Raw genomic sequence first — 10,688 nt, 5'->3', positions numbered from 1 at the left:
GCCGCCGGTGCCGGGTGGTCCGGGTGGTGCTGTGGCGGTTCCTGCTGGTGGGGTGACGCCGCCGGTGCCGGGTGTGCCGGGTGCTCCGGTGGCGGTTCCTGCTGGCGCGGTGACGCCGCCGGTGCCGGGTGTGCCGGGTGCTCCGGTGGCGGTTCCTGCTGGTGGGGTGACGCCGCCGGTGCCGGGTGTGCCGGGTGCTCCGGTGGCGGTTCCTGCTGGCGCGGTGACGCCGCCGGTGCCGGGTGGTCCGGGTGCTGCTGTGACGGTTCCCGCCGGTGCCGCCACACCGCCGGTGCCGCCGACCCCGCCCGCATCAGTGGGTGCGACCAGTGGTGTCCCGTCGTCTCCGATCCCGGGTACGCCCGGTAACTCGCTGACGGTGCGCGATCTGCTCACTCCGCCTGGGGTGCTGCGCACGGTCCAGGACGCCGCATCGTCGGTGGCCGGAGCCCTGCCTCCGCCGCCGGCTCCTGCGCCCGGCGCCCCTGCGGCCGTGTCGATCTCCGCGCCTCCTGTGCCGGATGCGGTGACCCCCCTGCTCGCCACGGGCGTCTCCAATCTCATCGCGCCGTCCCCGCTGAATCTCCCGTCGATTCCGGGTCTGCCGGTGCCGCTGCCCAACGAGATTCCGGTGCCGTCCGACCTCCTCTGCGTCGGCACGGACTGGTCGGCGTCCCAGGGGGGCGGGGCCGCTCACGCCCCCGCCACCGATGCGGATGTCGCGCGGGCACCAGTCACCGGCGGTGACCGCCGCGATCGCTGGGAAGGTCGGTAGATGGCTTCGGCCTGGCTGAGTCGACTCTCAGCCAGGCCGGCGCCGGCCACAGCACCGAGGTGCAGTGATCGCGACGACGCGACTCGATGCCGTACCTGGTGCACGGCGAGCGGATCAACCGCCTCGCGCTGGCAGCTAGCGGTCCGTCTTCTCGTTCTCGGCCAGCGCCCCGGCGACCAGATCGGTGGCGACCTGGATCAGCGGCACGTTGGAATCCTGGGACAGCTTGCGGAGGACGTCGAAGGCCTGCACCGCATCCACCCGGTAGCGTTCCATGATCATGCCCTTGGCCTGGCCGATCATGTCGCGGCTGGACAGCGCGCGCTTGAACTGCTCCTCCCGGCGGGCCGAATTCCAGGCCACCGAGGAGTGCGCGGCGAAGATCATGCCGATGGTCCGTGAATCGGCGGAGAAGACGTCGGGTTCCTCGGAGTAGACGTTGAGGGCGCCGAGGGTCTCTCCAGCGATGAAGAGCTGAAAGGCCATGATCGATCGGATCGGAGTCTCGGCCAGGGCGTCGCGTCGATAGTTGGGAAATCGAGTCTCGGTCTCGAGGTCGGGCACGTGGACCGTCTGCTCGTCCCAGGCCGCCGTGAGGCACGGCCCTTCGTGGTAACGCTGCTGGATCTTGTCGAGCAGAAGCGGCCAATGCGACGTCGCGGCGGGTGTTTCGATCTGGCGGGCGTTGCGGGTCAGTGTGATGCCCGCGTACTGCGCGCCCGGAATTTCGGCGGCCGCGTGTTCTGCCAATTCAGCGATCACCGTATCGGCGTCGGTATCGGGTCTGTTGTGCAGACCGCGCACCAATTCCGCCACACGCAGATGCGCCGCGTCCACGTCAGCCTGAGCTTCCACCGCCACCGTCCAAACTCTTACGTCAATTCGGCCTACAATCTACCGCTGACCACCGCAAACCACCTCGGCATGATGCTGACGCTTTGGTGAGCGGTTCCGTCCGAGCCGGCTCACAGTGCCTTGAGATACCGAGCAGCAATCAATTTCTGCATCCATGAGGTCACGGGCGCCCCTATTCGGCTCCACCACCGCGCGGGCCGAGAGAACGCGGCGACCTCGGCAATCACCTGATCGGCCGTGCTGTCGTAGCGCACCAGGAACAGCTCCTCGCCGCGAACAGCGTGGCCGGGCAGGGTGCCGTAGGCGAATCCGCGTCTGTCCGGTTCGTCGACGACATAGACCACCCGGCACGGGGCGACCATCGGGCCCAGGTGCCCGAGCACGTCGGTCCCTTCCTGGGCAGTCGGTGTGGTCGCCTCGATGCGAAGCCCGGCACCTCGCAGCATGCCGAACCGCATCCCTGCTGCGGCCGCCTGCTCGAAACGCGCACGCCCCGAACCAATGACCGCAGTTCTTCGCAAGAACCGGTAACCGGGCGGCGGGGTGCGGGCCGTGGCGCCCACGTCGGGGTAGGTCAACGGCAGCCCGGCCAGATCGCTGAGTCTCATCAGTCGAGCTTCGCATCGCGGGCGTACCGTCGGTGTGGTGACTGCGACGACGCTGACCCTGGGCAACGATCTGACCGTGAATCGCCTGGCTTTCGGGGCGATGCGCCTGACCGGCAAGGGCGTGTGGGGTCCGCCCGCCGACCGCGACGAGTGTCTGCGCGTGCTGCGTCGAGCCGTGGAACTCGGGGTGAACTTCATCGACACCGCGAACTCATACGGTCCGTATGTCTCCGAGGAATTGATCCGAGAGGCGCTGCATCCCTACGACGGAGTCGTCGTCGCCACCAAGGCGGGGCTGCTGCGCACCGGCCCCGATCAGTGGCCCGTTCTCGGGTATCCGGCCTATCTGAGGCAGGAGTGCGAGATGAGCCTGCGCCGCCTCGGAGTCGACACCATCGACCTCTTCCAATTGCATCGCATCGACGACAAGTTCCCCGCCGAAGACCAGGTGGGGGAGCTGCTGGCGCTCAAGAACGAAGGCAAGATCCGCCACATCGGGCTCTCGGAGGTCAGCGTCGATCAGCTCGAGGCCGCGCAGAAGGTCGCGCCGATCGTCTCGGTGCAGAACATGTACAACCTGACTACCCGCGGAGCCGAACCTCTCGTCGACGCGTGCGAGGCCCAAGGCATCGCGTTCATCCCGTGGTTCCCGCTGGCGGCCGGTCCGCTGGCGGCGGCTGACGGTCCGCTCCAGCGCATCGCCGCCGAGCACAGCGCCACAGCCTCGCAGCTGGCACTCGCATGGCTGCTCAAGCGCTCCCCGGTGATGCTGCCCATCCCGGGCACGTCCAAGGTGGCCCACCTCGAGGAGAACGTGGCGGCCGGCGAGATCGAGCTCAGTGACGACGAGTTCGAAACGCTGAGCAAAGCCGGTGCGGCCCAGAGCTGAGCCAACCAATACGGTGAGCGGGTGAGCGCCACCGACTCCGCCGACGTCCATTCCGGCGGCGGCTTCAATCCGCCGCAGCCCACCACTCGCGGCGGCCCCGATTACGGACGCTTCGTCGAGGCGGTGCGCACCTTGCAGGATCACGCGCGCGCCGCCGACGCCCCCGATGACGTCGTCACCGCCGCCGCCGATTTGATCGAGCAGGCATCGGAACTGCTCGCACCGTTCGACGCCGACGAGTGGGCGTCGCCGTCGGGACGGCGGATGGACCTGCCCAACCGTGGCAACATCCTGGGGGTGCCGGTCGACCTGCATGTCACCGACGACGAGCGGATCGGCGGCACTGCCCTGTTCCGCCGATACCACCTCGGCCGCAACAGAGCTGCACACGGCGGCACGATCGCGCACCTCTTCGACTCGCTGCTCGGCTTCACCGCCGCCAAGCTGGGCCGCAGCCGCGCGCAGCGCACTGCGTTCCTGCACGTCGACTACCGCAAGATCGTGCCGGTGGACAAGGAATTGCAGGTCGATTCCGGCATCGACGACATCGTCGGTCGCAAGATCTTCGTCTCGGGCCGGCTGCTCGACGGAGACCAGGTGCTGGCCGAGGCGCACTCGCTGTTCGTCAAGCTGAAGCCCGGGCAGCCATGACCGACGGGACACGGAACGCGCTCTCACGCCGCTGGCGGGGTTGGCGTGATCGCCTGCGCGAACGTCCGGTCGCCAACCTGGTGTACCGGGTCGCCGTCGGGGTGATCGGCACCGTCGTGTTCGCCGCCGGCATCGTCGCCATCCCGTACCCCGGTCCCGGCTGGGCGATCGTGTTCGTCGGGCTCGGCATCCTGGCCACCGAATTCGACTGGGCGCGCCGGCTGCTGGCCTGGGTCCGAGAGCGCTACGACAAGGTGATGGACTGGTTCTCACGCCAGGGCCTGTGGGTGAAGATCCTGGGCGTCGTCTTCACCGCCGCCGTCGTCATCGGGACGCTGTGGCTGCTCGGGGCGCTCAATTTCGCGGCCCGACTGGTCGGTATCGACTGGCCCTGGCTGCAAAGCCCTATTGGTATCGGGTCCTGAGCCCGTGCACCGATAGCATGGTCGCGGTCGCCGAGCCCGTTCGGTCGATCGCGCCACAGAACTGCACCAACGTTGGGAGAACCTCTCATGACCGCGCCCGCTCGCCCCGCACCAGCAGCCCCGATCCGGGTCGCTGCCGGGACGACCGCCGCCGCGGCGGTGCGTGAGGCCGGGCTCCCGTCGCGCGGTGCGCCCGACGCCGTCGTCGTCGTCCGTGATGCCGACGGGAGGCTGCGTGACCTGTCCTGGACTCCCGATACCGACGTCGACGTCGTCCCCGTCGCGGCCGACACCGATGACGGGCGCAGCGTCATCCGCCACTCGGCGGCACACGTGCTCGCCCAGGCGGTGCAGGACATGTTCCCCGAAGCCAAGCTGGGTATCGGTCCGCCGATCACCGACGGCTTCTACTACGACTTCGATGTGGCCGAACCGTTCACTCCTGAAGACCTCGAGGCGCTCGAGAAGAGGATGCGCAAGATCGTCAAGGACGGTCAGCTCTTCGAGCGCCGCGTCTTCGCGTCCAAAGACGAAGCCCGCGCGGAGCTGGCCGGTGAGCCCTACAAGCTCGAGCTGATCGACGACAAGTCGGGTGCCGACGATCCCGAGGTGATGGAGGTCGGCGGCGACGAACTGACGGCCTACGACAACCTCAATCCCCGTACACGCGAGCGTGTCTGGGGTGATCTGTGCCGCGGTCCGCACATCCCGACCACCCGCTACATCCCGGCGTTCAAGTTGACCCGCAGCTCGGCAGCCTACTGGCGTGGCGACCAGGCCAACGCCAGTCTGCAGCGCATCTACGGCACCGCCTGGGAGTCGCAGGAGGCACTCGACCGGCACCTCGAGCTGATCGAAGAGGCTCAGCGGCGCGACCACCGCAAGCTCGGCGTCGAGCTCGATCTGTTCAGCTTCCCCGACGAATTGGGTTCCGGCCTACCGGTTTTCCACCCCAAGGGGGGCATCGTGCGGCGCGAGCTGGAGGAGTACTCGCGACGCAAGCACATCGAGGCCGGCTACGAGTTCGTCAACACCCCGCACATCACCAAGGAACAGCTCTACATCACCTCCGGTCACCTGGAGTGGTACGCCGACGGCATGTTCCCGCCGATGCACATCGACGCGGAGTTCAACGAGGACGGCTCGGTCCGCAAGCCGGGGCAGGACTACTACCTCAAACCGATGAACTGCCCGATGCACCATCTGATCTACCGCTCGCGGGGACGGTCCTACCGCGAACTTCCGTTGCGGCTCTTCGAATTCGGCAGCGTGTACCGGTACGAGAAGTCCGGGGTGATCCACGGGCTGACGCGGGTTCGCGGGATGACCCAGGACGATGCGCACATCTACTGCACCCGCGAAGAGATGCGTGACGAGCTGGCCCGGCTGCTGCAGTTCGTGTTGGAGCTGCTCGCCGACTACGGCCTCGACGACTTCTACCTGGAGCTCTCGACCAAGGACCCGGACAAGTTCGTCGGCTCCGACGAGATCTGGGAGGAGGCCACCGAGACGCTGCGCGAGGTGGCGGAATCCTCAGGGCTGGAACTGGTTCCCGATCCCGGTGGCGCCGCCTTCTACGGTCCGAAGATTTCGGTGCAGGTGCGCGACGCGTTGGGACGCAGCTGGCAGATGTCGACCATTCAGCTCGACTTCAACATGCCGGATCGTTTCGAGCTCGAATACACCGCCGCCGACGGCACCCGCAAGCGTCCGGTGCTGATCCACCGTGCACTGTTCGGATCGATCGAACGGTTCTTCGGCATCCTCACCGAGCATTTCGCCGGTGCGTTCCCGGCCTGGCTCGCGCCGGTGCAGGTGGTGGGGATCCCCGTGGCCGAGGGCCATGTCGACTACCTGCTGGAGGTGGCGGCCGATCTGAAGAAGCACGGGATTCGGGCGGAGGTCGACACCAGCGACGACCGGATGGCCAAGAAGATCGTTAATCACACCAATCAGCGGGTTCCGTTCATGCTTCTCGCGGGAGACCGCGATGTCGAGGCAGGGGCGGTGTCGTTTCGGTTCGGCGATCGCACGCAGATCAACGGTGTCGGACGGGATGCGGCTGTGCAGGCCATCGTCGACTGGGTGAGGCGGCGCGAAAACGCCGCTCCGACAGCAGAACTCGTCACCGTCGCGACGCAGGCAGGCGAGGGCTGACGTGGACTCCGACGACACGATCGTAGACCGCGGGGTAGGTGAACCCGACCGTTTGCAGCGGTTGTGGACACCCCACCGGATGAACTACATCGTCGACGCCGTGAAGCCGGGATCGGCGGCGTCCTCGGAACCGTTCACCGACATCCCCAACATGTCCGACGAGGACGGCCTCGTCGTCGCGCGCGGTGAGCTGGTCTACGCGGTACTCAACCTCTACCCCTACAACCCGGGACACCTGATGGTGGTGCCGTATCGGCGGGTCGCAGAATTGGAGAACTTGACCGCCGAGGAGAGTGCCGAGTTGATGGCGTTCACGCAGAAGGCCATCCGGGTGATGAAGGCGGTGTCGCGTCCGCACGGCTTCAACGTCGGGCTGAACCTGGGTACCTCGGCGGGCGGCTCGTTGTCGGAGCATCTGCACATGCATGTGGTGCCCCGCTGGGGCGGTGACGCGAACTTCATCACGGTCATCGGGGATTCGAAGATCATCCCGCAGTTGCTTCGCGATACCCGTCAGCTGCTGGCCGGCGAGTGGGATCGCCAGCCGTGAGCGACTTCTACCTGATGACCCGGGCGGCGTATGCCAAACTGTCGCGGCCCGCGGCCAAAGGTGCTCTGCGCCTGGGGCTGACCCCCGACAGCGTGACGATCCTGGGGACCGCCGGATCGGTGCTCGGTGCGTTGACGCTGTTCCCGATGGGCCAGTTGTGGTGGGGCGCGTTCACGGTCTTCGTGTTCGTGCTCGCCGACATGCTCGACGGGGCGATGGCCCGGGAGAGCGGCGGTGGCAGCCGCTTCGGCGCGGTGCTCGACGCGACCTGTGACCGCATCAGTGACGGCGCGATCTTCTGCGGGCTGCTCTGGTGGGCGGCGTTCGGGCTGCACAGCACCGGACTCGTCGTCGCCACCATGATCTGTTTGGTGTCCTCCCAGGTGATCTCGTACATCAAGGCCAGGGCGGAGGCGAGCGGGCTCACCGGCGACGGCGGCCTGATCGAGCGGCCGGAGCGGCTCGTCATCGTGCTCGCCGGCGCCGGTCTGTCCGGGGTGCCGTTCCTGCCGCTGCACTGGCTGCTACCGGTGGCGATGTGGGTGCTCGCGGTGACCAGTGTGCTCACCGTCGGGCAGCGGCTGCACAGCGTGCGCGTGTCGTCCGGAGCGATGGATCCCCTCACCCCGGCCGACAGCGCCGAGAAACCCGAAACCACCGACCCATGAGGATTCCGTTCGGGGACAACCTCAGCGACTGGGGTTACGCGGCGGGCTGGCGTCTGGTCCGAGCCGCTCCAGAAATCGTGGCCCGCAACGCGTTCGGAGCAGGCGCCTGGTACGCCGCGCGTGGCGGCGGACCCGATCAGCTGCGCAGGAACCTGGCCCGGGTGATCGGCACCGCACCGCAGGACGTGCCCGACGAGTTGATGTACGCCTCGCTGGCGTCCTACGCCCGGTACTGGCGCGAGGCGTTCCGGTTGCCGTCGATGGACCATGACGAACTCGGTCGCCGGCTGGACGTCATCGACATCGGCATGGCGTTCGACGCCCTCGAACACGGTCGCGGTGCCATCCTCGCGCTGCCGCACAGCGGCAACTGGGACATGGCGGGGGTGTGGCTGGCGCAGAACTTCGGCACGTTCGCCACGGTCGCCGAACGGCTCAAACCCGAGTCGCTGTACAACCGCTTCCTGGCCTATCGGGAAAGTCTGGGCTTCACGGTGATTCCGTCGTCCGGGGGGCAGCGTCCGCCGTTCGACGTGCTCTGCGACTGGCTGAACGACAACGGCATCGTGTGTCTGATGTCCGATCGCGACCTCAGCAGGCGCGGCGTGCAGGTCGACTTCTTCGGTGAGCCCACCCGGCTGCCCGCCGGGCCCGCGAAACTCGCGCTCACCACCGGAGCTGCGTTGTTCCCCGCGCACTGCTGGTTCGACGGCGACGGGTGGGGGACCAAGGTCTACCCGCAAATCGACACTTCGTCGGGCGACGTCACCGCCATCACCCAGGCGTTGGCCGACCGGTTCGCCGACAACATCGCCACCTATCCCGCCGACTGGCACATGATGCAACCGCAATGGCTGGCCGACCTCTCCGAGGAGCGCAGGGCGAGGTTGGAGGCGTCCTGATGCGCATCGGGATGGTGTGCCCGTACAGCTTCGACGTGCCCGGCGGTGTGCAGTCTCACGTGCTGCAACTCGCGGAGGTGATGCACGCCGCCGGCCACGAGGTCAGCGTGCTCGCCCCGGCCTCGCCCGATGCCGAGACGTCGCTGCCGGAGTACGTGGTCTCCGGCGGAAAGGCCGTACCCATCCCGTACAACGGGTCGGTCGCACGGCTGCGCTTCGGGCCGGCGACACACCGCAAGGTCAAGAAGTGGCTGCAGCAGGGCGATTTCGACGTGTTGCACCTGCACGAACCCAACGCGCCCAGCCTGTCGATGTTGGCGCTCAACATCGCCGAGGGGCCGATCGTCGCGACGTTCCACACGTCGACGACCAAGTCGTTGACGCTGTCGGTGTTCGAACCGATCCTGCGGCCGATGCACGAGAAGATCGTCGGCCGCATTGCGGTGTCGGACCTGGCCCGCCGCTGGCAGATGGAGGCGCTGGGCAGCGACGCGGTCGAGATTCCCAACGGCGTCGACGTCGCCTCGTTCGCCACCGCGCCGCTGCTCGAGGGCTATCCGCGCCCGGGACGGTCGATCCTGTTCCTCGGTCGCTTCGACGAACCGCGCAAGGGCATGTCGGTGTTGGTGGGTGCGCTGCCCGCCGTGGTCGACCGGTTCGCCGACATCGAGGTGCTGGTGGTGGGGCGCGGCGACGAAGCGGAACTGCGCGAGACGGCCGGTCCGCTGGCGCGGCATCTGCGGTTCCTCGGTCAGGTCGACGACAAGCAGAAGGCTGCGGCCATGCGCAGTGCCGATGTTTACTGCGCGCCGCACACCGGTGGGGAGAGTTTCGGCATCGTGCTGGTCGAGGCGATGGCCGCAGGTACCGCCGTGGTGGCCAGTGACCTGGATGCGTTCCGCCGCGTGCTCGACGACGGCCGCGGCGGCCGGTTGGTGACTGTCGACGATCCGGACGCCCTGGCCGCCGGATTGATCGACGTGCTCGCCGACGACGCCCGCCGGGCCGCATACGTCGAGTGCGCGACTCAACTCGTGCAGCGCTATGACTGGTCGGTGGTCGCGTTGCAGATCATGCGGGTGTACGAGACGGTGGCCGGCTCCGGTGTGAAAGTGCGGGCTGCAGGGGGCAGCCGGCTGTGATCACGTGGGTGAGCGCGGTGGTGATCGCGCTGGTCGTCGCCGTCATCGCCGTGATCGCCCTGTGGGCCTACCAGACCGCGCACCGTCTCGACCGTCTGCACGTGCGCTACGACCTGTCCTGGCAGGCGCTCGACGGGGCGCTGGCGCGGCGCGCCGTGGTGGCGCGCGCCGTCGCGGTCGACGCGTACGGAGTCGGGCCGGACGGAAAACGACTGGCCGCTCTGGCCGATGCCGCCGAGCGGGCCCCGCGGCCGGCACGCGAGGCCGCCGAGAACGAGCTGTCGGCGGCGTTGGCCCGGGTCGATCCGGCATCGCTGCCGCGCGCCCTGGTGGCCGAGCTGGCCGACGCGGAGGCCCGGGTGCTGCTCGCCCGGCGTTTCCACAACGATGCGGTGCGCGACACCTTGGCGCTGCGGGAACGTCCCGCGGTGCGGGCGCTGCGGCTCGGCGGCACCGCGGCGATGCCCGAGTACTTCGAGATCTCCGAGGGTGGGGAGGTGTCGACGCGCGAGGCCGCGCCGCCGACGGCGCGCACGTCCGCGCGGGTGCTGTTGCTCGACGACAAGGGCGCCGTCCTACTGCTGTGCGGATCGGATCCGCAGAGCCCGGTCGAGCCTGCGCCGCGCTGGTGGTTCACTATCGGCGGTGCGGCGCAGGTGGGGGAGTCGCTCGCGCAGACGGCCGCTCGCGAGCTCGAGGAGGAGACCGGCCTACGCGTGCGGCCTGAGGACATGATCGGACCGGTGTGGCGCCGCGACGCGACCATCCCGTTCAACGGAGCCGTGTTCCGCAGCGAGGAGATGTACTTCGTACATCGCACCGCGCGGTTCGAGCCGTCCGATGGCGGCCGGTCACGCCTGGAACGGACCTACATTCATGGTCACCGGTGGTGCGATGCGACAATCATCGCCGAACTGGTTGCCGGTGGACAGGCGGTCTATCCGCGTCAGCTCGCCGATCTGCTCGACGAGGCGAATGAGCTGGCCGATCGGCCCGAGACAATCGCCCGGCAGCCGGTACGCCCCATCCGCTGACCTGCGGATCGAATCGAGTTGCCGCCGCATTT

11 protein-coding genes and 1 pseudogene are annotated in these 10,688 nt (G+C 68.2%); 10 read left to right on the top strand and 2 right to left on the bottom strand.

Annotated features, from left to right (window positions below):
• Nucleotides 1–775: pseudogene (locus tag MHN84_RS06840) on the top strand (hypothetical protein); the annotation flags it as partial.
• Between the two features lie 135 nt (nucleotides 776–910).
• On the opposite strand, the gene MHN84_RS06835 reads toward MHN84_RS06840, so the two are convergent.
• Complete coding sequence (locus MHN84_RS06835) at nucleotides 911–1,630, bottom strand: ANTAR domain-containing protein (protein ID WP_241203890.1); 720 nt, start codon at nucleotides 1,628–1,630, stop codon at nucleotides 911–913.
• A 110-nt stretch (nucleotides 1,631–1,740) separates the two neighbouring features.
• Nucleotides 1,741–2,238 (bottom strand): DUF1990 family protein, encoded by a 498-nt coding sequence (locus MHN84_RS06830; RefSeq protein WP_241203849.1) that lies wholly within the window; start codon nucleotides 2,236–2,238, stop codon nucleotides 1,741–1,743.
• 37 nt (nucleotides 2,239–2,275) lie between these two features.
• Here MHN84_RS06830 and MHN84_RS06825 point away from each other — a divergent pair, with 37 nt between their 5' ends.
• From MHN84_RS06825 to MHN84_RS06785, 9 genes are all read left to right on the top strand, one after another.
• A complete protein-coding gene (locus MHN84_RS06825; RefSeq protein WP_308192920.1) occupies nucleotides 2,276–3,127 on the top strand; it encodes an aldo/keto reductase in 852 nt (283 codons plus the stop codon).
• A 21-nt stretch (nucleotides 3,128–3,148) separates the two neighbouring features.
• The gene (locus MHN84_RS06820; protein WP_241203848.1) at nucleotides 3,149–3,778 is read left to right on the top strand and encodes a PaaI family thioesterase; all 630 of its coding nucleotides are present in this window, start codon (nucleotides 3,149–3,151) and stop codon (nucleotides 3,776–3,778) included.
• Entirely contained in the window at nucleotides 3,775–4,203 is a 429-nt protein-coding gene (locus MHN84_RS06815) for a TIGR02611 family protein (protein ID WP_241203847.1), read from the top strand. The genes MHN84_RS06820 and MHN84_RS06815 overlap by 4 nt, the downstream gene beginning before the upstream one ends.
• 87 nt (nucleotides 4,204–4,290) lie before the next feature.
• A complete protein-coding gene (gene thrS, locus MHN84_RS06810; protein WP_241203846.1) occupies nucleotides 4,291–6,360 on the top strand; it encodes a threonine--tRNA ligase in 2,070 nt (689 codons plus the stop codon).
• 1 nt (nucleotide 6,361) lies between these two features.
• Nucleotides 6,362–6,910 carry an HIT domain-containing protein gene (locus tag MHN84_RS06805; protein ID WP_241203845.1) on the top strand — a complete coding sequence of 183 codons (549 nt, stop codon included), beginning with the start codon at nucleotides 6,362–6,364 and terminating at the stop codon, nucleotides 6,908–6,910.
• The gene (pgsA, locus tag MHN84_RS06800) at nucleotides 6,907–7,578 is read left to right on the top strand and encodes a phosphatidylinositol phosphate synthase (protein ID WP_308192919.1); all 672 of its coding nucleotides are present in this window, start codon (nucleotides 6,907–6,909) and stop codon (nucleotides 7,576–7,578) included. The genes MHN84_RS06805 and pgsA overlap by 4 nt, the downstream gene beginning before the upstream one ends.
• Nucleotides 7,575–8,480 (top strand): phosphatidylinositol mannoside acyltransferase, encoded by a 906-nt coding sequence (locus MHN84_RS06795; protein ID WP_241203844.1) that lies wholly within the window; start codon nucleotides 7,575–7,577, stop codon nucleotides 8,478–8,480. The genes pgsA and MHN84_RS06795 overlap by 4 nt, the downstream gene beginning before the upstream one ends.
• Nucleotides 8,480–9,622, top strand: a complete 1,143-nt coding sequence (locus MHN84_RS06790) for a glycosyltransferase family 4 protein (RefSeq protein WP_241203843.1) — start codon at nucleotides 8,480–8,482, stop codon at nucleotides 9,620–9,622. Before MHN84_RS06795 ends, MHN84_RS06790 begins: the two co-directional genes overlap by 1 nt.
• On the top strand, nucleotides 9,619–10,656 hold the full coding sequence (locus tag MHN84_RS06785; RefSeq protein WP_241203842.1) for an NUDIX domain-containing protein: 1,038 nt from the start codon (nucleotides 9,619–9,621) through the stop codon (nucleotides 10,654–10,656). Before MHN84_RS06790 ends, MHN84_RS06785 begins: the two co-directional genes overlap by 4 nt.
• The last annotated feature ends 32 nt before the right edge of the window (nucleotides 10,657–10,688 follow it).

The sequence above is a fragment of the Mycobacterium sp. PSTR-4-N genome (genome assembly GCF_022348085.1).
Lineage (GTDB): Bacteria > Actinomycetota > Actinomycetes > Mycobacteriales > Mycobacteriaceae > Mycobacterium.
The sequence above is the reverse complement of the archived record's forward strand: the minus strand, read 5'-3'. Positions and strand labels throughout refer to the sequence as shown.

What these genes read in the sequence shown, in the direction of transcription:
- MHN84_RS06830 (WP_241203849.1), bottom strand. Translation starts at nt 2,238, where the DNA reads ATGAGACTCAGCGATCTGGCCGGGCTGCCGTTGACCTACCCCGACGTG.
- MHN84_RS06815 (WP_241203847.1), top strand. Translation starts at nt 3,775, where the DNA reads ATGACCGACGGGACACGGAACGCGCTCTCACGCCGCTGGCGGGGTTGG.
- thrS (WP_241203846.1), top strand. Translation starts at nt 4,291, where the DNA reads ATGACCGCGCCCGCTCGCCCCGCACCAGCAGCCCCGATCCGGGTCGCT.
- MHN84_RS06795 (WP_241203844.1), top strand. Translation starts at nt 7,575, where the DNA reads ATGAGGATTCCGTTCGGGGACAACCTCAGCGACTGGGGTTACGCGGCG.
- MHN84_RS06790 (WP_241203843.1), top strand. Translation starts at nt 8,480, where the DNA reads ATGCGCATCGGGATGGTGTGCCCGTACAGCTTCGACGTGCCCGGCGGT.